This is a genomic window from Streptomyces lothianensis (assembly GCF_047779955.1).
Lineage (GTDB): Bacteria > Actinomycetota > Actinomycetes > Streptomycetales > Streptomycetaceae > Streptomyces.
This window is the reverse complement of record NZ_JBLMKT010000020.1, coordinates 1-20,698: the sequence shown is the minus strand read 5'-3', so window position 1 is coordinate 20,698 and position 20,698 is coordinate 1. Positions and strand designations below refer to the sequence as shown.

At 71.7% G+C, this 20,698-nt stretch carries 19 protein-coding genes; 11 read left to right on the top strand and 8 right to left on the bottom strand.

Annotated elements, in window-relative coordinates:
* Positions 1 to 20: 20 nt before the first annotated feature.
* The 5 genes from cseB to ACLF6P_RS04220 all read right to left on the bottom strand — a co-directional run bounded on the left by cseB (position 21) and on the right by ACLF6P_RS04220 (position 4,237).
* Entirely contained in the window at positions 21 to 737 is a 717-nt protein-coding gene (gene cseB, locus ACLF6P_RS04240) for a two-component system response regulator CseB (protein WP_415948180.1), read from the bottom strand.
* A 9-nt stretch (positions 738 to 746) separates the two neighbouring features.
* Positions 747 to 1,349, bottom strand: coding sequence for a hypothetical protein (locus ACLF6P_RS04235; RefSeq protein ID WP_415948179.1), 603 nt, complete (start codon positions 1,347 to 1,349; stop codon positions 747 to 749).
* A 242-nt stretch (positions 1,350 to 1,591) separates the two neighbouring features.
* Positions 1,592 to 2,131, bottom strand: coding sequence for a SigE family RNA polymerase sigma factor (locus tag ACLF6P_RS04230; RefSeq protein WP_415948178.1), 540 nt, complete (start codon positions 2,129 to 2,131; stop codon positions 1,592 to 1,594).
* 236 nt (positions 2,132 to 2,367) lie between these two features.
* Complete coding sequence (locus ACLF6P_RS04225) at positions 2,368 to 3,282, bottom strand: HhH-GPD family protein (protein ID WP_415948266.1); 915 nt, start codon at positions 3,280 to 3,282, stop codon at positions 2,368 to 2,370.
* Positions 3,283 to 3,562: 280 nt separating this feature from the next.
* Positions 3,563 to 4,237, bottom strand: coding sequence for a phosphatase PAP2 family protein (locus tag ACLF6P_RS04220; RefSeq protein ID WP_415948177.1), 675 nt, complete (start codon positions 4,235 to 4,237; stop codon positions 3,563 to 3,565).
* A 256-nt stretch (positions 4,238 to 4,493) separates the two neighbouring features.
* On the opposite strand from ACLF6P_RS04220, the gene ACLF6P_RS04215 reads away from it, so the two are divergent.
* The gene (locus ACLF6P_RS04215; protein ID WP_415948176.1) at positions 4,494 to 5,324 is read left to right on the top strand and encodes a hypothetical protein; all 831 of its coding nucleotides are present in this window, start codon (positions 4,494 to 4,496) and stop codon (positions 5,322 to 5,324) included.
* Between the two features lie 120 nt (positions 5,325 to 5,444).
* Here ACLF6P_RS04215 and disA read toward each other — a convergent pair whose 3' ends face one another.
* The gene (gene disA, locus ACLF6P_RS04210; RefSeq protein ID WP_415948174.1) at positions 5,445 to 6,593 is read right to left on the bottom strand and encodes a DNA integrity scanning diadenylate cyclase DisA; all 1,149 of its coding nucleotides are present in this window, start codon (positions 6,591 to 6,593) and stop codon (positions 5,445 to 5,447) included.
* 202 nt (positions 6,594 to 6,795) lie between these two features.
* Entirely contained in the window at positions 6,796 to 8,205 is a 1,410-nt protein-coding gene (radA, locus tag ACLF6P_RS04205) for a DNA repair protein RadA (protein ID WP_415948173.1), read from the bottom strand.
* A 198-nt stretch (positions 8,206 to 8,403) separates the two neighbouring features.
* Here radA and ACLF6P_RS04200 point away from each other — a divergent pair, with 198 nt between their 5' ends.
* Positions 8,404 to 10,374, top strand: coding sequence for a BACON domain-containing protein (locus ACLF6P_RS04200; RefSeq protein ID WP_415948171.1), 1,971 nt, complete (start codon positions 8,404 to 8,406; stop codon positions 10,372 to 10,374).
* A gap of 208 nt (positions 10,375 to 10,582) precedes the next feature.
* On the opposite strand, the gene ACLF6P_RS04195 is transcribed toward ACLF6P_RS04200, so the two are convergent.
* Complete coding sequence (locus ACLF6P_RS04195; RefSeq protein ID WP_415948265.1) at positions 10,583 to 11,485, bottom strand: hypothetical protein; 903 nt, start codon at positions 11,483 to 11,485, stop codon at positions 10,583 to 10,585.
* 122 nt (positions 11,486 to 11,607) lie between these two features.
* Here ACLF6P_RS04195 and ACLF6P_RS04190 point away from each other — a divergent pair, with 122 nt between their 5' ends.
* From ACLF6P_RS04190 to proC, 9 genes are all read left to right on the top strand, one after another.
* A complete protein-coding gene (locus ACLF6P_RS04190) occupies positions 11,608 to 12,558 on the top strand; it encodes a Ppx/GppA family phosphatase (protein ID WP_415948170.1) in 951 nt (316 codons plus the stop codon).
* A 65-nt stretch (positions 12,559 to 12,623) separates the two neighbouring features.
* Positions 12,624 to 13,538: a sugar phosphate isomerase/epimerase family protein gene (locus ACLF6P_RS04185; protein ID WP_415948263.1), complete on the top strand. Its 915-nt coding sequence runs from the start codon at positions 12,624 to 12,626 to the stop codon at positions 13,536 to 13,538.
* Positions 13,539 to 13,542: 4 nt separating this feature from the next.
* Positions 13,543 to 14,223 (top strand): TetR/AcrR family transcriptional regulator, encoded by a 681-nt coding sequence (locus tag ACLF6P_RS04180; protein ID WP_415948168.1) that lies wholly within the window; start codon positions 13,543 to 13,545, stop codon positions 14,221 to 14,223.
* Positions 14,224 to 14,324: 101 nt separating this feature from the next.
* The gene (gene ilvD / locus ACLF6P_RS04175) at positions 14,325 to 16,178 is read left to right on the top strand and encodes a dihydroxy-acid dehydratase (RefSeq protein ID WP_415948167.1); all 1,854 of its coding nucleotides are present in this window, start codon (positions 14,325 to 14,327) and stop codon (positions 16,176 to 16,178) included.
* A gap of 220 nt (positions 16,179 to 16,398) precedes the next feature.
* Positions 16,399 to 16,962, top strand: a complete 564-nt coding sequence (locus ACLF6P_RS04170; RefSeq protein ID WP_415948165.1) for an EamA/RhaT family transporter — start codon at positions 16,399 to 16,401, stop codon at positions 16,960 to 16,962.
* An 82-nt stretch (positions 16,963 to 17,044) separates the two neighbouring features.
* Positions 17,045 to 17,794: a class I SAM-dependent methyltransferase gene (locus tag ACLF6P_RS04165; protein ID WP_415948164.1), complete on the top strand. Its 750-nt coding sequence runs from the start codon at positions 17,045 to 17,047 to the stop codon at positions 17,792 to 17,794.
* 88 nt (positions 17,795 to 17,882) lie between these two features.
* Positions 17,883 to 18,689, top strand: a complete 807-nt coding sequence (locus tag ACLF6P_RS04160) for an ABC transporter ATP-binding protein (protein ID WP_415948163.1) — start codon at positions 17,883 to 17,885, stop codon at positions 18,687 to 18,689.
* A complete protein-coding gene (locus ACLF6P_RS04155) occupies positions 18,686 to 19,423 on the top strand; it encodes an ABC transporter permease (protein ID WP_415948161.1) in 738 nt (245 codons plus the stop codon). Before ACLF6P_RS04160 ends, ACLF6P_RS04155 begins: the two co-directional genes overlap by 4 nt.
* A 107-nt stretch (positions 19,424 to 19,530) precedes the next feature.
* Positions 19,531 to 20,334, top strand: coding sequence for a pyrroline-5-carboxylate reductase (gene proC, locus ACLF6P_RS04150; RefSeq protein WP_415948160.1), 804 nt, complete (start codon positions 19,531 to 19,533; stop codon positions 20,332 to 20,334).
* The last annotated feature ends 364 nt before the right edge of the window (positions 20,335 to 20,698 follow it).

Below are 20,698 nucleotides of genomic sequence, written 5' to 3'. Positions count from 1 at the left end.
TGCCGTTCATCCCTCGCCGCTCATCCCTTGAGCTTGTACCCGAAGCCGCGGACCGTCTCGATCCGGTCCTGCCCGATCTTCGTCCGCAGTCGCTGGACATGGACGTCGACGACGCGGGTGTCGCCGCCCCAGCCGTAGTCCCAGACCCGCTCCAGGAGCCTGTCGCGGGACAGCACGGTGCCCGGGGCGTGCGAGAACTCCAGGAGCAGCCGCATCTCGGTCGGCGTCAGCGCGACATGCTCGCCCGCCCTGCGGACCTCCATCCCCTCGGTGTCGACCTCCAGGTCCCCGAAACGGAGCACACCGCTGTCCGCCGCGACGGCCGCCGGCTCCTCGCTGGAGGCCGCGGAGCCGCCCGCGTGCCCGAAGCGGCGGAGCACCGCCCGGATCCGGGCGACCAGGACGGCACCGTCGAAGGGCTTCGTGACGTAGTCGTCGGCGCCCGCCTCGAGTCCGAGCACCACATCGATCGAGTCGGCCCGCGCGGACAGCATGATCACGGGCACGGTGGACTCGTCGCGGATCCGGCGGCACAGCGAGACCCCGTCGAGCCCCGGCACCATCACATCCAGCAGCGCGATGTCGGGCCGCGCGGCGCGGAAGGCATCGAGGCCCGAGAGCCCGTCGGGCATGGCGCTGACATGGAAGCCGTCGCGCTCCAGGGCGAGCTGGGTGGCCTCGCGGATGACGTCGTCGTCCTCGACGAACAGCACACGCGTCTTGTTCTGTTCGGCCATCGGGGGCTCTCAGTTCTCCTCGGGCGCGGCCTCGGCCTCCGGACCGTTCACCGCGCTGCTGTAGTCGTTGTGCATCCGGTCGGTCTCCTCGAACCGGCCCGATCGCCAGCGGTACGTGATGACTTCCTCGCCGGAGGGATAGGCGACGGGGTCACTGCTGTCGTACACCTGACGGGTGACGACCAGGGAGCCCTGGTCGATCTCCGAGTACACCGGCGGCTGCTCGGTCGTGAAGACGTTCCGGTAGCCGTCGCCGTCCGCGCGGTACACATAGCTGCCCACACCGATGGCATCGCCGCAGGTCATCACATTGACCACGACATCGTCGGAGGAACCTCCGGTCAGATTGCCGTAATAGATGTCGACCGGGTACGCATCCTTGAAACAGGGCTTCAGATCCGCCCGCACCCGGGGACTGACCTGAGGATCGTCCTTGACGAGGTCGACCGCCTCCACGGTGTCCAGCCGCTTCTCGGCCGACGGCGGCGAGGAACTCGGCATCGGATGCGTCCTGCCGACCTCCGCCGCGCCCTCGTCGCGGGTGCCGGTGCCCGGGCTGCCGCAGGCCGTCAGGGCCGCCGCACACAGGCCGAGGGCGGCGAGCCCGGCCACCGCCGTACTCCCCGCCATACGCCTGCCCGGATGATCCGGGCGGCTGCCGCCTGGGGCCTGTCTGGAGTTCCCCCGCGGCGTCGTGGCGCCTGGCACCTCCCCCAAGCTCTTCGAGCAGGGGGTACCCCCGGCCTCCTGCGTTGTCGTCAGTCGCCATGGCTCCGCCATGACTCTCTCCTCCGCCTTGGATTCGACGGCGCCAGGCGCCGCTCCTTGCTCCACGGGGGAACTCCAGACAGGCCCTAGGCCGCGCAACGCTCCTGCTCCTCACGCTCCAGGAATCGCCCGTCGAGATCCCGGCTCTCCAGCTCCTGGCGGAGGCGGGCGAGCGCGCGGTGCAGCGTGCTCTTGACCGTGCCGGCCGACATGCCGAGTGCCGCGGCCGTCTCCTCGGTGGACATCTGCTCCCAGTGTCGCAGCACGACCACGCTGCGCTGCTTCGGGGCGAGCACCTTGAGCACGTCCATGAGCAGCGCACGGTCGGCGTGCTGCTCGGTGGAGTCCGCCATGCCGGTGTCGGGCAGCTGCTCGGTCGGCACCTCTTCGAGGCGGCGGGCGCGCCACCACTCCGTACGTGTGTTGATCATGACGCGGCGCAGATAGGCGTCCGCGAGCCGCTTGTCGGCTATGCCGTCCCAGCGGTGGTACGTACGGACCAGCGCGGTCTGCAGCAGGTCCTGGGCGTCGACCGGATCGGGGACCAGGCGGCGTGCACTGCGCAGCAGGGCGTCCTGCCGGGTACGGACGTACTCCTCGAACTCGAGCACCTCGCCGTGCGCCATTACAACCGCCTCCGTTCCGTCCTGGACTCGTCGTGGAACCCGATCCCTCCCGGCTCCGTCCATGAAGTTACGGAGGCGGTGTAACGGCGATTCACGAACGAGCCTGCGGTGGCCGCACGGCTGTCCCTCGGTTGTGTAACAGAAGTACGGGGCACCTAAAGCGGCGCCGGTGTTGTCCCGGTGCGGGGGGTTGTCGGTGCCGCGTAAAGGGGGCTGCGGAGCCGGCAGGGCGGGCGTCAGGTGAGCGGAAGCCGGTAGAGCCCGTCGTCCATCGGTTCCACCAGACCGTCCGCCACGAGCCCGTCCAGGGCCCGCGCCCGCTGCACCGGCTCGTCCCACACCCGGTCGAGCACGGCCTGCGGTACGGGGGCGACCGCCTCGCGCAGTACGGCGAGCAGCTTGCCGCGGACCTGCCGGTCGGTGCCCGCGTAGGTCTGGCCGCGGCGCGGCGGCCCCTCGTGCGCGGGCTTGCCGGCGGCCAGCCAGGCGCACTGCGCGGCGATCGGGCAGGCCCCGCAGTCCTCGCTCTTCGCCGTGCACACGAGTGCGCCCAGCTCCATGGAGGCGGCGGCCCAGCGCGCGGCCGTCCGCTCCTCCTCGGGCAGCAGCTCGCGGGCGAGCCTGCGCTCGGCGGCGGTGGTGGCGTTCGGCGGGTACTGCACGCCCGTCACGGCGCGTGCGAACACCCGGCGCACATTCGTGTCGAGCACGGCATGCCGCTGCCCGTACGCGAAGGAGGCGACGGCCGCGGCGGTGTACTCGCCGATGCCGGGCAGCGCGAGCAGCTGGGCGTGGATCGCCGGTACGTCGCCGCCGTGCCGCTCCGTTATGGCGACGGCCGCGCCGTGCAGCCGCAGGGCACGCCGCGGATAGCCGAGCCGGCCCCAGGCGCGGACGGCCTCGCCCGGCGCCTCCTCGGCCAGGTCGGCGGGCCGCGGCCAGCGGGCCAGCCACTGCTCGTACACCGGGAGCACCCGGCTCACGGGCGTCTGCTGCAGCATGAACTCGCTGACCATCACACCCCAGGCCCCGGCCTCGGGCCGACGCCAGGGCAGGTCGCGGGCGTGTGCGTCGAACCAGGCGATGACGGGGCGGTGCAGGGCCCCGGCTGCTTCGGCGCGGGCCTCGCGGCGGGGCGTGGCGCCGGGCATGGCAGCGGCTTCGGCGGCGCCGGGCGCGGTCGCGGACTCGGTCTCGGCGGTTTCGGCGGACTCGGCGGTGGTGGCGGTGGTGGTGAGTGCGGTCGCAGTCATGGCGGATCCGATCCTCCCACGGTCGGGGGCGGATCCGGGCGTGGCACACCCATCCGTCCTCGCCGGCGTTCGAGGCGGTCCGCCGCGGGTGCAACGGCGAGCAGCTGCAGACCTCCGGACGACCCCGGGTGCCTCCCCGGAGCCGGTAGCCCCGGGGCCGGTAGTCGGACGGACAGCCTCAGACCCTGGTGCCCTGCGGATACGCGTGCGCCGCGGGCCCCGTCCCCACGCACCACCTCACGGCCGGATGCTCCGAGGCCCGCATCGCGGTCACCAGACGTGTCACCGGCGGCGGAAGGAGCCGGATGACGAGGAAGACCACCAGCCCGCCGAGTACGAGGCCCACCGCCACGTCGAAGGGATAGTGCACGCCGACGAACACCCGTGAGAAGGCCATGAGCAGTGCGAGCGGCACCGTCAGCCACCCCATTCCGCGCCAGACCAGCGCGAGCGCCACCGCCGAAGCACCGGCGATCGTCGCGTGGTTGCTGGGGAAGGACCAGTCACCGTACGGCGGGCACTCGGCGAGCGAGGGGGCCGCCCCGGCCACGGCCCGGCACGGCCGCTCCTCGTCGACCACGGACTTGAGCGACTCGCTCACCACGTACGCGACCGCGGTCGCGAGCGGCGCGAGCACGGCGAGCGCGAGCGCCGTCGGCTCCGCACGCCGCGCTCGCCACCAGGCAGCCACGAACAGCACGCCGAAGAGGAGTATCCCGGCGTCCGTCCACACCTCGAAGAACTGCTGCAGCCAGCCCGGCGCGTCCTGCGCGAAGCCGGTGATGTCGCGGTAGAGCCCGGAGGTGTCGACGGGAGGCTCGGCCGCGAGGGGGTGGGGAGTGCTTGCTTCCATGTGCTTGACGGTACGGGGAGTCTCACCAGCCGGTCATCCGGCCATGGGTGACATCCGTCCCTGACCATCGGCAGATACGGAACCGCGGAACCCGCGCACACTCCAGGCACACTCCAGACACGTACACCCGGACCCCCGCGCACACCCGTCGAACCGCGTCCGAACCGCCGTCACCGGACCGATGATCCGGAAATGTTGCGCTCTATGGCGGCGGGTGGGGCGGGAGTTGGGCACGATCTCTCGTACAGTTTGCGCCGTGGGATCTCTGCGCAATCCGATCGGGCCGCTTCCCTCCTCCATCTACTGGCGACGGAGGGCGGTTCTGCTGACCGTGCTCGGGTTGCTGGTGCTGCTCATCGTGTGGGCCGCCACGGGCGGCGGCGGGGGTGACGACGACACCAAGGCCGACGGCAAGAACGACGGCAAGAACCCTGCATCGTCGATCACGCCGGGCCGCCCCGACCAGTCCGGCCCCGCGATCAGCGAACGCCCGGGCGGGCGCGACGAGTCGGGCGACGGCGGCACGTCCTCGGGCGAAGGCTCCGGAGGCGCCGACGGCTCGGGCGAGGGTTCCGGTGACGGCGCGGACGGCGCTGCGTCGGGCGAGACCTCGGGCGGTACGACGGCGGGCGCCGGTTCCGGCGGTGCCGGCTCCGGAGAGCGGCTGCCGGCCGGTTCGACGCTCCCCGACTGCCGTGTCTCCGACCTGGAGCTGACGGTCGAGAGCGAGAAGAACCGCTACGAGCCGGACGAGAAGCCGAAACTGCGGATCCGCGCGAAGAACGCGGCCGCCGCCGACTGCAAGATCGACCTCGGCCCGCGGGAGTTCGTCGTCACCATCACCAAGGCCGGTGACGACGAGGCCTTCTGGAAATCCTCCGACTGCCCGACCACCCCGGGCAGCCTTCTCTACCGCGTCCCCGGCGACAGCGGCCTCACCAGCACCCTCACCTGGAACCGCAAGCCGTCCGCCGCCAACTGCGCCACCCCGCCCCCGGGTTCGGCCACCCCGGGCACCTACCTGGTGGAGGCGAAGGGCGCGGGCACGGGAACGCTGCGCGCCTCCTTCGTGCTGGAGGAGGCATGATCAGTCCCTGCGGCGTTTGAGTAGATCCCGAAGAACGAAGCGCGGTGCGGGTCCGGGGCGAAGCCCCCTGGACTCCTGGACGTACCGCCCCGGACTCCTGGACGTGCCGCCCCCGGATTCCTAGACGTACCGCTCCAGAATCGAGCTCTCGGCCAGCCGGGACAGCCCCTCCCGTACCGACCGGGCCCGGGCCTCCCCGACGCCGTCCACCGTCTGCAGATCGTCCACACTCGCCGCGAGCAGCTTCTGCAGCCCCCCGAAGTGCTCGACAAGACGGTCGATGATCGCCCCCGGCAGCCGCGGCACCTTGGCCAGCAGTCGGTACCCCCGCGGCGACACCGCCGAGTCGAGCGCCTCGGGCGATCCGGTGAAGCCCAGGGCCCGTGCCACGACGGGAAGTTCGAGCAGCTCGGTGTGCGAGAGCGCGTCCAGCTCGGACAGCGCCTCCTCCACGGTCCGCGAGCGCTTCGCCGTCGGCTCCGGCACGTAGTCGCGTACGACGAGCTCCCGCTCGGGCTCGACCCCCGCGATCAGCTCGTCCAACTGCAGCGCGAGCAGCCGCCCGTCGGTGCCCAGCTCCACCACGTACTCGGCGATCTCCGTGGCGATCCGCCGCACCATCTCCAGGCGCTGCGCGACCGCGGAGACATCGCGGACCGTCACCAGGTCCTCGATCTCCAGCGCGGACAGCGTGCCGGCGACCTCGTCGAGCCGCAGCTTGTACCGCTCCAGGGTGGCGAGCGCCTGGTTGGCCCGGGACAGGATCGCCGCCGAGTCCTCCATGACGCGCCGGTTCCCGTCCACGTACAGCGCGATCAGCCGCATCGACTGCGAGACGGAGACGACGGGGAAGCCGACCTGCTTGGAGACACGGTCGGCCGTGCGGTGCCGGGTGCCGGTCTCCTCGGTGGGGATCGTGGGATCCGGCACGAGCTGCACTCCGGCGCGCAGGATCTTCGAGAGGTCGGCGGACAGCACGATGCCGCCGTCGAGCTTGCACAGCTCGCGCAGCCGGGTCGCGGTGAACTCGACGTCGAGGACGAAGCCGCCGGTGCACATCGACTCGACGGTCTTGTCGGAGCCGAGCACGATCAGTCCGCCGGTGTTGCCCCGCAGGATCCGCTCCAGACCGTCGCGCAGCGCGGTGCCGGGCGCGACCGCGCTCAGCGAGGCGCGCATCAGCACATCGGCAGCGGTGCCCGAGCCGACCCCTCTGCTCTGAGCCGAGGCCTTGTCCTTGCCGGGTGTCGCCCGGTCGTTGGCTGCCACTGCTCTCCTCCGGGATCGGGGATTCCGGGATGGGGGTCTTCTCCACGCCCTGGTTCCGTACCGTCTCGCACATACGCGTGTACGTACGCACACGCACGTGCGCACGGCACGGACATGCGCTTCCGTGCCGTACGGGTGCGTGCCCCCGGCGCGTACGCACAGGGCCCGTGTGCCGTACGGACGGGCGAGACCGGGGCAAAGTCTACCGGCGCCCGTCGTCCTCCCGTGGGGCCTCTCGCCTACGCGACCTCGGCAGCACCCGCAGCGCGTCTCCCATATCGGCCACTTCCGTGACCCGCATGCCCGCCGGAACCTTCCCCGGATCGCCCGGCACAAGGGCGTGCGTGAAGCCGAGCCGGTGTGCTTCGGCCAATCTGCGCTGGACGCCGGTGACGCGTCTGACCTCGCCTGCGAGGCCCACTTCGCCGATCGCCACCAGGTTCTTCGGCAGGGGGGTGTCGCTCGCGGCGCTCGCCAGGGCGAGGGCGACCGCGAGGTCCGCGGCCGGCTCGGAGAGCTTCACTCCGCCGACCGTCGCCGAGTAGATGTCCCGCTTGCCGAGGGCGGTGATCCGGCCGCGCTGTTCCAGCACGGCGAGCATCATCGAGACGCGGGAGGTCTCCAGACCGCTCGTGGTGCGCCTGGGGGAGGGGATCTGGGAGTCGACGGTCAGCGCCTGCACCTCGGCGACGAGCGGGCGGCGGCCTTCGAGAGTGACGGTCAGGCATGTGCCCGGCACGGGCTCGTCCCGCCGGGTGAGGAAGAGGCCGCTCGGATCGGCGAGCCCGGTGATCCCCTCGTCGTGCAGCTCGAAGCAGCCGACCTCGTCCGTGGCCCCGTACCGGTTCTTCACGCCTCGTACGAGACGGAGCCGCGCATGCCGGTCGCCCTCGAAGTGCAGCACCACGTCGACGAGATGCTCCAGGAGCCTGGGCCCCGCGATCGCGCCGTCCTTGGTCACATGGCCCACCAGGAGCGTGGACATCCCGCGCTCCTTGGACGCCCTGATCAGCGCCCCCGCGACCTCCCTGACCTGCGCCATCCCGCCGGGCGCGCCGTCGATCTCGGGGGAGGCGACGGTCTGTACGGAGTCGAGGACGAGCAGCGAGGGCTTCACGGCGTCCAAATGCCCGAGCACCGCGGACAGATCGGTCTCCGCCGCCAGGTAGAGATGATCGTCGATCGCCTTGATCCGATCGGCCCGCAGCCGCACCTGGCTCGCGGACTCCTCACCGGTCACATACAGCGTCCGGTGGTCGTCGCCCGCCGCCTTGGCCGCCACATCCAGCAGCAGCGTGGACTTCCCCACCCCCGGCTCACCCGCGAGCAGCACCACGGCCCCCGGCACGAGCCCGCCGCCGAGCACCCGGTCCAGCTCGTCCACCCCTGTGGAACGCGCGGTGGCCGTGCGCCCGTCGACCTGTCCGATGGGCAGCGCGGAGCTGGTGACCCGCCCCGGCGCGGTGGTGCGCACGGCGGGCGCGCCGTACTCCTCGACCGTCCCCCAGGCCTGGCACTCGGGGCAGCGGCCGAGCCACTTGGCCGTCTGCCAGCCGCATTCGGTACAGCGGTAGGCGGGACGGTCCTTGGACGATTTCGTACGGGCAGCCATGCGGAAACCGTAGCGGCCGGGTCTGACAACACACCCGCCCGGCCAACACACCCGCCCGGCCGAGGCGCCCGACGAGCGGTCGGATTCAGGCGCGGAACAGGCAGCTCCTGGCCCCGTTCGGGAGGTGTGTTCACCCTTAAGAGGTAAAGGTATGAAAGGTTCCGGCGAGCCCTTGGCCAGGCCCCTACGGTCGCCCAGGTGACCACGAGCAGCCCGGAGCACCCCACCAAGACGACCGGCGCACACCGGGCGCACCGCCGTGCCCACCGCCGCCCGCACCACACCTCCCCGCAGAGCGCACCGGCTCGCTACGAGCCCTATCTGGACGGCCTGTTCACCTACTGCCTGTCCGTGCTCTGCGACCACGATGCCGCGACCGCCGCCCTCGGCGATGTGCTCGCGCTCGCCGAGCGCCGCACCGCACGCGGCCCGGAGGGCGCACGCGACCGGCGGGCCTGGCTGTACGCGCTGGCCCGCTGGGCCTGCCTGCGCCGCCTGGCCGAGGCGCGGAGCAAGCGGCAGGGCGGCGCGCACGCGGGCGGCAGGCCGGCACCCGCGCCCGGGAAACCGACCGGGCACGCCGAGCGCACCGGAAACTTCGAGTGTGACGAGCGCACCGGGGACTCCGAGCGCCCTACGGACTCCGCGTCCGCCGCGGATGCCGAGGCCCGGACGCGCCAGCTCGCGCGGCTCGCCTGGCCAGAGGCGGCCGGTACGAGCCCGGAGCAGCGTGAGGCGCTCGAACTCGCGGTACGGCATGGTCTGGGAGCCGCCGAGGTCGCCGACGTACTCGGCATGGACCGCGGCGCCGCCCGTGAACTTCTCGCGGCCGCCGCCTGCGAGGTGGAGCGGACCCGGGCCGCACTCGCCGTCGTCGAGACCGGCACCTGCCCGAGCGTGGCCCGGCTCACCGGGGACAACCAGCTGCTCCTCGGCGCGGCCCTGCGCGCCGAACTGGTCCGGCACGTCGACGACTGCCCGCGCTGCCGCCGCACTGCGGAACGCGCGGGAGCGAGCGCCTGGCCCGGCACAACCGTTTCTCCTGCCGGCTCTGCCTCTGCCTCTACTCCTGCCCCTGCCCCGTCCGCTCTCTCCTCCCCCTTCCCCTCCCCCTCCTCTTCCCTCTCAGCTCCCGTCACACCTGCCGCGCTCCCGGTGCTCCCCGCGCCGCGCGCCGCCGTGCACGCGGCGATGCTCGCGGCCGCGCGGGTACGCGGCGGGATGCCGCGCTTCGACCGGCGCGGCTTCCCCATGGACCCCAAGGACCGGGCGGCCCGCCGCGACCGGCTGCGGGCCCGGGCCGTCACGACGACCGTCGTGGCCACGGTGGTGGCGGCGCCCGTGCTCGCGCTGTGGGCGGCCTACCGCGGAGCGCCGCTCACCGGCGAGAGCGACGGGCGGCCCCTCTCCGCGAGCGAGGCGGGCGGGCCGGACGGCCTGTACGGCGAGAGCGTCGAGGACACCTACGAGAACGCCGGCAACGCGCACTCCGGACCCGACCCCCGCTACACGGCCGGCAGCCGCTCGCCCGACGTCTCCGTCGAGGTCATCAGCCCGGGGGCCGCGCCCACGAAGCCCGGGAAGGGCCCCGGCCGCCTCACCGTGGACGCCCAGCCGAACGGCGATACGACGCTCATCACCCTCACGGCCTCCGGGGGACGGGCCGTCGACTGGTCCGCGCACACGGCGGCGTCCTGGCTGCGGTTCAGTCGGAGCGCGGGGACGCTCCAGCCCGGGGAATCGCTCACGATCCAGGTATGGCTCGACCACGCCCGTCAGCCGACGGGGGCATGGAGTGCGCGGATCGCGGTCGAGCCGGGCAATGCGGTGGTGATCATCGACGGTTACGGCCCGGGTGCGCCGGGGCCGGGCCCCGTGGACCCGTCCCCGCGCCCGCCGTCCCCGACGAACCCGGGCAGCCCTTCCCCGTCCGACCCCGGGCCTTCGGACCCGGGCAGCCCGGAACCCACGGACCCCGGCACTTCCGACCCGACGGACCCGGGCAGTCCCTCTCCGTCCGATCCCGACCCCTCGGACCCCGGCAGCCCTGCTCCTTCGGACTCAGGCAGCCCTGCCCCTTCGGACTCAGGCCCGTCCGCTCCGGGCAGCCCGGGCCCTTCGGACCCCGATACTTCGGCCCCGGGCACGTCCGGGGCGCCGCCGGAGTGAGCTCTTTCCCCCACCCCGTTCTTTCACCGTTTCCCGGGGCTCCGTCCCGGACCCCGCATCCGGACCGCGTCCGGATCGCCTCAAACGCCGGCGGGGCTGGATTTGGGGCGAAGCCCCAGGTGGCCCACTCACCCGTGGGTGCTTCGCACAACTGGGCCCGCCCGCCGCAGGCGCAACGCACCCGCACCCGGCAGCACCGCCCCCGCCCTCAGACCTCCACGTCCCCCGGATCCGCCGGATGCGGAGCCACCAGCGGCAACTGGTGGCTCAAACGCTGCTCGCACAGCCCCACCAGAACCTCGTACGCCGCCACCCCCATCAACTCCCGCAGCTCCGCCGCGTACGACACGTACACGGGATCCCCTGCCCCGTGCGCCGACGTCGCCGACGTGCACCACCAGTGCAGGTCGTGCCCCCCGGGCCCCCACCCACGCCGGTCGTACTCCCCGATCGACACCTGCAGCACCTTGGTGTCATCGGGCCGCTCGATCCATTCGTAGGTCCGCCGCACGGGCAGCTGCCAGCACACGTCCGGCTTGGTCTCGAGCGGTTCGCGCCCTTCCTTCAGCGCGAGGATGTGCAGCGAGCAGCCTGCGCCGCCGGAGAACCCGGGCCGGTTCTGGAAGATGCAGGAGCCTTCCCAGCGCCGGGTCTGCCGCTCCCCGTCCTCGTCCTCCTGGGTCCACCCCGTGGACGTGCCGACGTCGTGGTGCTGCCAGATATCGGGCGTGAGCTTGGCCACGTACCCGGCGACCCGCTGCTCGTCCTCCTCGTCGGAGAAGTGCGCCCCGAGCGTGCAGCAGCCGTCGTCGGCGCGTCCGGCACGGATGCCCTGGCAGCCGCTGCCGAAGATGCAGTGCCAGCGCGAGGTGAGCCAGGTCAGATCGCAGCGGAAGACCTGTTCGTCGTCGGCGGGGTCGGCGAACTCGACCCAGGCGCGGGGGAAGTCGAGCCCCTGCTCGTCGGCCGAGGCAACCACCTGCACGCCCTCCCGGGGCTCGCCCGCCTTGCCCGCCTTGCCTGCCTTGTCCACCTTCCCCTTCTCCGCCTTCCCGGGCTTCCCCGTCCGCCCTGCCTTCTCCGGCTTCCCGTTTTTTCCGGTCTTGCCCATTTTCCCGGGCTTACCCGACTTGTGCAGCTTCGCGTTCTTCGTCTTGGGCACGCACCCAGGGTATGCGCGCGGAACCCCGGTCGTGGACCGCGCATCCCCGAACCCGCAGTAGCGTCTTACGTATGAGACTCGGTGTCCTCGATGTGGGTTCGAACACGGTGCATCTGCTGGTGGTGGATGCCCACCCCGGCGCACGCCCGCTGCCCGCCCACTCGCACAAGACAGATCTGCGGCTGGCTCAACTCCTCGACCCTTCCGGGGCGATCACCCCGGAAGGGGTCGACCGCCTGATCGCCACGGTCAACGAGGCCTTGGAGGCCGCCGAGGACAAGGGCTGCGAGGACGTCCTGCCCTTCGCGACCTCCGCGGTACGCGAAGCGGTCAACGCCGACGAGGTCCTCGCCCGCGTCCGCGCCGAGACCGGCGTCGACCTGCAGGTCCTCTCCGGCGAGGACGAGGCCCGGCTCACCTTCCTCGCCGTACGCCGCTGGTTCGGCTGGTCCGCCGGCAAGCTGCTCGTGCTCGACATCGGCGGCGGCTCCCTGGAGATCGCGTACGGCATCGACGAGGACCCGGACGCCGCCGTCAGCCTCCCGCTCGGCGCGGGCCGCCTCACCTCCGCCTGGCTGCCCGGCGACCCGCCCGACCCGCAGGACGTGAAGGCGCTGCGCCGCCACGCGCGCGCCCAGATCGCCCGTACGGTGGGGGAGTTCAGCCGCTTCGGCAGCCCCGACCATGTCGTCGCCACCTCCAAGACCTTCAAGCAGCTGGCCCGGCTCGCGGGCGCGGCGCGCTCCGCCGAGGGCCTGTACGTGCAGCGGGAGCTCAAGCGGAAGTCCCTGGAGGACTGGGTGCCGCGGCTCGCCGCGATGACGGAGGCCGAGCGCGCCGAACTGCCCGGCGTCTCCGACGGGCGTGCCGGACAGCTGCTCGCCGGGGCCCTGGTGGCGGAGGGCGCGATGGATCTGTTCGGGATCGAGGCCCTGGAGATCTGCCCGTGGGCCCTGCGCGAGGGCCTCATCCTGCGCCGCCTCGACCACATGCACACACCGTCCATGGGGGAGCTGGGTTGACCGACACCGGGGGAGCGGGCCCGCCCTCGCCCCGTACCCTGTCCTGCGTGGCAGACGCGGCGGACGTGGCAGAACCAGTGGTGCGGATCCCGGATGCGAAGGTCGCCCTGTCGACGGCCTCCGTCTACCCGGAGTCGACGGCGACGGCCTTCGAGATCGCCGCGCGCCTCGGCTACGACGGTGTCGAGGTCATGGTCTGGACCGACCCGGTCAGCCAGGACATCGAGGCGCTGCGCCGCCTCTCCGACTACCACCGCATCCCCATCCTCGCGGTGCACGCGCCATGCCTCCTGATCACCCAGCGCGTCTGGTCCACCGACCCGTGGGTCAAACTGCAGCGCGCCCGGGCGGCCGCCGAGAGGCTGGGCGCGTCGACTGTCGTCGTACATCCGCCGTTCCGCTGGCAGCGGCAGTACGCGCGGGACTTCGTCACCGGGCTGTGGCGGATGGCCGACGAGACGGATGTCCGTTTCGCCGTCGAGAACATGTACCCGTGGCGCTACCGCGACCGCGAGATGCTCGCGTACGCGCCCGAGTGGGACGTCACCAAGGACGACTACCGGCACTTCACCGTCGACCTGTCGCATACGGCGACGGCCCGCACCGAGGCCCTGGAGATGGTCGACCGGATGGGCGAACGCCTCGCCCACATCCACCTCGCCGACGGCAACGGCTCGGCGAAGGACGAGCACCTCGTCCCGGGCCGCGGCACACAGCCCTGCGCCGAGCTGCTCGAACGCCTCGCGCTGAGCGGCTTCGACGGGCATGTCGTCATCGAGGTCAACACGCGGCGCGCGATGTCAAGCGCCGAACGTGAGGCCGACCTCGCCGAGGCCCTGGCCTTCACCCGCCTCCACCTGGCGTCCCCTCTCAACACCACGACCTCGAACACCAGGACCCCGAGCGCCACGACCTCGAACACCACGACCTCGAACACCACGACCCCGAGCGCCACGACCAACGCCGCCCCGAAGCAGTGACACAGTGACCCCCGCCGACCCCGAGCGCCGACAGCCCGCCCCGCCCCCCGACCTCGAGCGCGCGCCGGCCCCCCGACGAGGCCGCGGCCGCCCCTCCCGTACGGAGTCGGAAACCGGCCCGGGCACCAGGGACCGCATCCTCACCGCGGCCCGCGAACAGTTCGCCGAACGCGGCTACGACAAGGCCTCCATCCGCTCGATCGCCAAGTCGGCAGGCGTGGACCCGGCCCTGGTGCACCACTACTTCGGCACGAAGGACGACGTCTTCGCGGCCGCCATCGAGGCGAGCTTCGAACCGGTCGCCGGCGGCCCGCAGGCACTCGCCGCCGGGATCGTCGGCCCCGGGCCCGAGGGCGCCGGCGAACGCCTCGCGCGCTCCTTCTTCGCGGTCTGGGAGAACCCGACGACCCGCGTCCCGCTGCTCGCGGTGGTCCGCTCGGCGGTCACGCACGAGCGGGCCGCCAAGGCGCTGCGCAACTTCGTCCTGAAGCGCCTGATCGAACGCGTGGAGTCGGACCTCCACGTCCCCGACCCCCGCTTCCGCGCGGAACTCGCCGCCTCGCACATGGTGGGCATCGCGATGCTCCGCTACGTGGTGAAGATCGAACCCCTGGCCTCCGCGGACCCGGAGGACATCATCGCCCTCGTCGCCCCCACCCTCCAGCGTTACCTCACGGAGGCCTGAGGCGTTCTCAGGCGCCGTCCCGCATATCGGACACCCCGTCCGGATCATGGATCCGGGGCGTACGCTCGACAAGACCACACGCACCGAAGGAGCAACCCGCGATGCCCGAGCTGAGGTCCCGCACCGTCACCCACGGCCGCAACATGGCGGGCGCCCGAGCCCTCATGCGTGCCTCGGGCGTACCGGGCGCGGACATCGGCCGCAAGCCGGTCATCGCCGTGGCCAACTCCTTCACCGAGTTCGTCCCGGGCCACACCCACCTCGCCCCCGTCGGCCGTATCGTCTCCGAGGCGATCACCGCGGCCGGCGGCATCCCGCGCGAGTTCAACACGATCGCCGTCGACGACGGCATCGCGATGGGCCACGGCGGCATGTTGTACTCCCTCCCCTCCCGCGACCTGATCGCCGACAGCGTGGAGTACATGGTCGAGGCGCACTGCGCCGACGCCCTGATCTGCATCTCCAACTGCGACAAGATCACCCCGGGCATGCTGAACGCGGCCCTGCGCCTCAACATCCCCACCGTCTTCGTCTCCGGCGGCCCGATGGAGTCCGGCCGCGCCACCCTCGTCGACGGCAGCGTCCGCACCCTCGACCTGGTCGACGCGATGTCGGAGGCCGTCAACGAGAACGTCTCGGACGAGGACATCCTCCGTATCGAGGAGAACGCCTGCCCCACCTGCGGCAGCTGCTCCGGCATGTTCACCGCCAACTCGATGAACTGCCTCACGGAGGCGATCGGCCTGAGCCTCCCCGGCAACGGCTCGACCCTCGCCACCCACACCGCCCGCAAGGCCCTGTACGAGGACGCCGCCCGCACCGTCGTCGACCTGACCCGCCGCTACTACGAGCAGGACGACGCCTCCGTCCTGCCCCGCAACATCGCCACCTTCGCGGCCTTCGAGAACGCCATGGCCCTGGACATCGCGATGGGCGGCTCCACCAACACGATCCTGCACCTGCTCGCCGCGGCCCAGGAGGCGGAGGTCCCCTTCGGCCTCGCCGAGATCGACGCCGTCTCGCGCCGCGTCCCGTGCCTGTCCAAGGTCGCCCCGAACGTCGGCAAGAACCGCACGTACTACATGGAGGACGTGCACCGCGCGGGCGGCATCCCCGCCCTGCTCGGCGAACTCCACCGCGCGGGCCTGCTCAACGAGGACGTGCACTCCGTCCACTCCCCGTCCCTCGCCGACTGGCTCAAGACCTGGGACGTGCGCGGCGGCTCCCCGTCCGCCGAGGCCGTCGAGCTGTGGCACGCGGCCCCCGGCTGCGTCCGCTCCGCTGAGGCCTTCTCCACCTCCGAGCGCTGGGACACCCTCGACGAGGACGCCGCGGAGGGCTGCATCCGGGACGCGGCCCACGCGTACTCCGCGGACGGCGGCCTCGCGGTCCTCAAGGGCAACCTGGCCGTAGACGGCTGCGTGGTGAAGACGGCGGGCGTAGACGAGTCGATCTGGACCTTCGAGGGTCCCGCCGTCGTCTGCGAATCGCAGGAGGAGGCCGTCGAGAAGATCCTCCTCAAGCAGGTCGAGGAGGGCGACGTCGTCGTCATCCGCTACGAGGGCCCCAAGGGCGGCCCCGGCATGCAGGAGATGCTCTACCCGACCTCGTACCTGAAGGGCCGCGGCCTCGGCAAGGCCTGCGCGCTGATCACCGACGGCCGTTTCTCCGGCGGCACCTCGGGCCTCTCCATCGGCCACGCCTCCCCGGAGGCGGCCTCCGGCGGCACGATCGCCCTGGTCGAGGACGGCGACCGCATCCGCATCGACATCCCGAACCGCACCATCGAACTCCTCGTCGACGAGCCCACCCTCGCCGCGCGCGAGGCGGCCTTGAACGGCACGTACGCCCCCAAATCCCGCACCCGCAAGGTCTCCCAGGCCCTCAGGGCCTATGCGGCCATGGCCACCAGCGCCGACAAGGGCGCCGTACGCGACATCTCAAAGCTCCCCTGACCCCACCCAACTGTCCGGCCCGACCACCCACCTGTCCGCCTGCCCGGCTGTGGGCAGTCGTGCCGCAGGGCGAGGGGGCACCCCCTGCTCGAACGGAGCTGAGAGCTTGGGGGAGGGTGGGCACGGCGGCACCCCCGCCGGGCGGCACCAGCATTCCGACCCGCACCCCCGCACCCCCACGCGCGCACCCTGAATCGAGCCGTCCGCGATAATCGACCTCGTGAGCGAAGAAACCGGCACAGACGAGACACCACGCGATAGACCGCACGAGACAGTGCACGAGAAACCGAGCGCCACCCCGCACGAGACACCCAAGGGCCCCCGACCCGAGGCCCTCCCCCTCTTCGGCACCACGTGGCTGGACCACAGCAACGGCTACACATGGCGCCGGATCGGCGCAGCAGCAGGCGCTCTCACTCTCGCCACCGCCGGCGCCCTCCTCCTCCGTTTCGCCTACGAGGGCCTCGCCATCGCCAAGGTCGGCGGCTTCGTCAACCTCCTCGTCGTCGTCGCCTTCTCCGCCTGCAGCGCACTGGCCTTCCGCCGCACCTGGGAGTCGTACAGCAAGCGCCCGGAACCGGAGCAGGCCGCTTCCCAGCGCGGCCTGATGGCGATCGGTTTCATCGGCGCCCTGCTCGCGTACTTCCTGCGCACCTTCAAAGAGGCCCCCGGCGAAAGCCTCCGCCGCACCGAGTACGAAACGGCCCGCACCCAGTACGAACGCCGCTCCGCCCGCCGGACGGGCAACCCCTCGAACCGCCGGAAGCAGAAGCGCCGCAGCTGACGGAAGCCGGCGGGAGCCGGCTGAAGCCGACCGGAGCCGGCGAAACCCTCCATGGCCACCGGCCGGGAGCCACCATGAGGCCATGACCGACTTCGCGCTCTCCTTCGACGCCATAGCCGCGCAGTACGCCACGGCCCGCCCCGGCTACCCGGAGGAACTCCTCGACACGATCGAGAATCTCACCGGCCACCTCCTCCGCGACCGCCACGTCCTGGACGTCGGCGCGGGCACAGGCATCGCCACCCGTCGGCTCCACGACCGCGGCGCCCGAGTCATCGCGGTGGAGCCCGGCCCCGCCATGGCCGCCCGACTGCACACCGACCTGCCGCACATCCCGTTGGTCAGGGCGGCCGGCGAAGCACTGCCGTTCGCCGACGCGAGCGCCGATCTCATCACGTATGCCCAGGCATGGCACTGGACCGATCCGGCGCGCTCGATCCCGGAGGCCTTCCGAGTCCTGCGCCCGGGAGGCGCGCTCGCCCTGTTCTGGAACGTCCCCGACAGCCCCTGGATCGCCGAGCAGGAAAAACGCCTCGCGGCCCGCGTCCCCGGCCACCACCGCTACGCCGTGGCGGTCGATACGGAACGGCTCCTCGCCCAGTACGCCCCGGCCGCATCGCGCACCCACCCCCGCCTGCACTGGACCCGCAGCACCTCGGTGGACGCCCACCTCGCTCACCTCGGCAGCCGCTCGTACTTCGCCGCCCTCGGGCCGGACCGTGCCGCCCCGCTCCTCGCGGAGGAGCGCACGGCACTCCTCCGCCGATTCCCCGACGGCCGGCTGGAGGAGCACTACACGGTGGAACTCACCCTGGCCCTCCAAGCCGCCTGACCCGCTCCTTCCTCCTCTTCCCGCGCCTTCCGCCTCTTCCCGCACCCCCTCCTTGACTCCGCACCCCTTCGCGCCGCATATTCATCACATGATGAATTATGAATCCGGGACCGCGCCCCCCTCCCCCGCGGTCAAGGCCGCGGACCTCACCGTGGTCCGCGGCCCCCGCACCGTCCTCAAGGGACTCGACTTCGAGGTCCCCCGCGGCCAGATCACCGGCCTCCTCGGCCCCTCCGGCTGCGGCAAGTCGACCCTGATGCGTGCCGTCGTCGGCACCCAGGCCAAGGTCACCGGCACCCTCGACGTCCTCGGCGAACCCGCCGGCTCCGCGTCCCTGCGCTCGCGCATCGGATACGTGACCCAGGCCCCGTCCGTCTACCTGGACCTCACCGTCCGCCAGAACCTCGACTACTTCGCCGCGATCCTCCTCCCAGGCCGCGGCCACGCGGACCTGCGCCGCGACCACGTCACCCGCGCCATCGAGGACGTGGACCTGACCACCCACCACGACGCACTCGCCGGCACCCTCTCGGGCGGCCAGCTCAGCCGCGTCTCCCTCGCGGTCGCCCTGCTCGGCACTCCCGAGCTCCTGGTCCTCGACGAACCCACCGTCGGCCTCGACCCGGTCCTGCGCCGCGACCTGTGGAACCTCTTCCACGACATCGCCGGCCGCGGCACCACGCTTCTCGTCTCGTCCCATGTCATGGACGAGGCGGAACGCTGCCACCGCCTCCTCCTCATGCGCGAAGGCGAGGTCATCGCCGACGACACGCCCGACGCGCTGCGCCACCGCATGGACACGAAGACCGTCGAGGCGGCCTTCCTCCGCCTGGTGGACGCGGTGAGCGCCGTACGGAGCAGCGGCCCCACGACGTCCGAGGAGACCTCACGATGAACACCTCCCGCACCCTCGCCACCGCGGCCCGGGTCCTGCGGCAGCTCCGCCACGACCCCCGCTCCATCGCGCTGATGCTCCTGGTCCCGTGCGTGATGCTGCTGCTCCTGCGCTACGTCTTCGACGCGAGCCCGCAGACGTTCGACAGCATCGGAGCGTCCCTCCTCGGGATCTTCCCGCTGATCACGATGTTCCTGGTGACCTCGATCGCGACCCTGCGCGAACGCACCTCGGGCACCCTGGAACGCCTCCTCGCCATGCCCCTGGGCAAAGCCGACCTGATCCTCGGATACGCCCTGGCCTTCGGCGCCCTCGCGGTCCTCCAGTCGCTCCTCGCCACCGGCCTCGCCCTGTGGGGCCTCGGCCTGGACGTCATCGGCTCCCCGTGGCTGCTCCTCCTGGTGGCCCTGCTCGACGCCCTCCTCGGCACGGCCCTCGGCCTCTTCGTCTCGGCCTTCGCCGCCTCCGAGTTCCAGGCCGTCCAGTTCATGCCGGCGGTGATCTTCCCCCAGCTCCTGCTCTGCGGCCTGTTCACGGCCCGCGAGAACATGCAGCCGGTTCTGGAGAAGATCTCCGACGTCCTCCCCATGTCCTACGCGGTGGACGGCATGGGAGAGGTCCTGAAACACACGGACATCACATCCGACTTCATCCGCGACACCCTGATCGTCGCCCTCTGCGCCCTCCTGGTCCTCGGCCTCGGCGCCGCGACCCTGCGCCGCCGCACGACCTGATCCCCACCCCCTGATCCCCACCCCGGCCGTTCCTTGAGACGCCCCGCCAACGGATCGGCCCCCGGTGCGAGGATGACGGCAGGCACGACGTACCCAGGAGGCTCCGCATGACCCAGAAAGTCGCCGTCCTCGGCACCGGCAAGATCGGCGAGGCCCTGCTCAGCGGCATGCTCAGGGCAGGCTGGGCCCCGGAAAACCTCCTGGTCACCACCCGCCGCGCCGAACGCGCCGAGGAACTGCGTCAGCGCTACGGAATCGAGGCGGTCACCAACCCCGACGCAGCCAAGCGAGCCGACACCCTCATCCTGGCCTGCAAGCCCCAGGACATGGGCAAACTCCTGGACGAACTGACCCCGCACGTCACCGCCGACCGTCTGATCATCAGCGCGGCCGCGGGCATCACCACCTCCTTCATCGAGGCGCGACTCGCCGAAGGCACCCCGGTCATCCGCGTCATGCCGAACACCCCGGTCCTGGTGGACGAGGGCATGTCCGTCATCTCCGCCGGCACCCACGCCGAGCCCGCCGACCTCACCCATGCGGAGGAAATCTTCGGCGCGGTCGGCAAGACCCTCCATGTGCCGGAGTCCCAGCAGGACGCCTGCACCGCACTCTCCGGTTCGGGACCGGCGTACTTCTTCTATCTCGTCGAGGCGATGACGGACGCGGGCATCCTGCTCGGTCTCCCGCGCGACAAGGCCCATGACCTCATCGTCCAGGCCGCCATCGGCGCCGCGGTGATGCTCCGCGACAGCGGCGAGCACCCGGTGCGGCTCCGCGAGAACGTCACGTCCCCCGCGGGCACCACCATCAACGCCATCCGCGAGCTGGAGAACCACGGCGTACGCGCCGCACTCCTCTCCGCCCTGGAGGCGGCCCGCGACCGCAGCCGCGAGCTGGCGGCAGGTTGACACGGCCCTCGGAGATCCGTAGTGTTCTCCGAGTTGTCCGACGTGAGCACCGACTCCAGTCGGCCCCGGGCGACCATTCCGCAAGAACCACTCAAGTAATCCGCGCTTCGAACGCGGCATCGCTTTTGTGCGCGCTTACGAAATGAGGATTCACCCCCGATTAGGTCGGGAGCGAGGATTCCGCTAAAGTCTCACCACGTCGAAACGGCCCGCAACGGCCGCGCAGACAACCCGAGTTGACCGGGAGTCAGGCCCGAAAGGATCTGATAGAGTCGACACCGTCGGAAGGGAAAGGCGAAAGCCAGAACCGGAAAGCACCGAGGAAATCGGAACTCGAAAGAGTCTGATAGAGTCGGAAACACCG

What these genes read in the sequence shown, in the direction of transcription:
- ACLF6P_RS04230 (WP_415948178.1), bottom strand. Translation starts at nt 2,131, where the DNA reads ATGGCGCACGGCGAGGTGCTCGAGTTCGAGGAGTACGTCCGTACCCGG.
- ilvD (WP_415948167.1), top strand. Translation starts at nt 14,325, where the DNA reads ATGCCCGAGCTGAGGTCCCGCACCGTCACCCACGGCCGCAACATGGCG.
- ACLF6P_RS04160 (WP_415948163.1), top strand. Translation starts at nt 17,883, where the DNA reads ATGATGAATTATGAATCCGGGACCGCGCCCCCCTCCCCCGCGGTCAAG.
- ACLF6P_RS04165 (WP_415948164.1), top strand. Translation starts at nt 17,045, where the DNA reads ATGACCGACTTCGCGCTCTCCTTCGACGCCATAGCCGCGCAGTACGCC.
- ACLF6P_RS04190 (WP_415948170.1), top strand. Translation starts at nt 11,608, where the DNA reads ATGAGACTCGGTGTCCTCGATGTGGGTTCGAACACGGTGCATCTGCTG.
- proC (WP_415948160.1), top strand. Translation starts at nt 19,531, where the DNA reads ATGACCCAGAAAGTCGCCGTCCTCGGCACCGGCAAGATCGGCGAGGCC.
- ACLF6P_RS04220 (WP_415948177.1), bottom strand. Translation starts at nt 4,237, where the DNA reads ATGGAAGCAAGCACTCCCCACCCCCTCGCGGCCGAGCCTCCCGTCGAC.
- ACLF6P_RS04225 (WP_415948266.1), bottom strand. Translation starts at nt 3,282, where the DNA reads ATGCCCGGCGCCACGCCCCGCCGCGAGGCCCGCGCCGAAGCAGCCGGG.
- ACLF6P_RS04155 (WP_415948161.1), top strand. Translation starts at nt 18,686, where the DNA reads ATGAACACCTCCCGCACCCTCGCCACCGCGGCCCGGGTCCTGCGGCAG.
- cseB (WP_415948180.1), bottom strand. Translation starts at nt 737, where the DNA reads ATGGCCGAACAGAACAAGACGCGTGTGCTGTTCGTCGAGGACGACGAC.
- radA (WP_415948173.1), bottom strand. Translation starts at nt 8,205, where the DNA reads ATGGCTGCCCGTACGAAATCGTCCAAGGACCGTCCCGCCTACCGCTGT.
- ACLF6P_RS04195 (WP_415948265.1), bottom strand. Translation starts at nt 11,485, where the DNA reads ATGGGCAAGACCGGAAAAAACGGGAAGCCGGAGAAGGCAGGGCGGACG.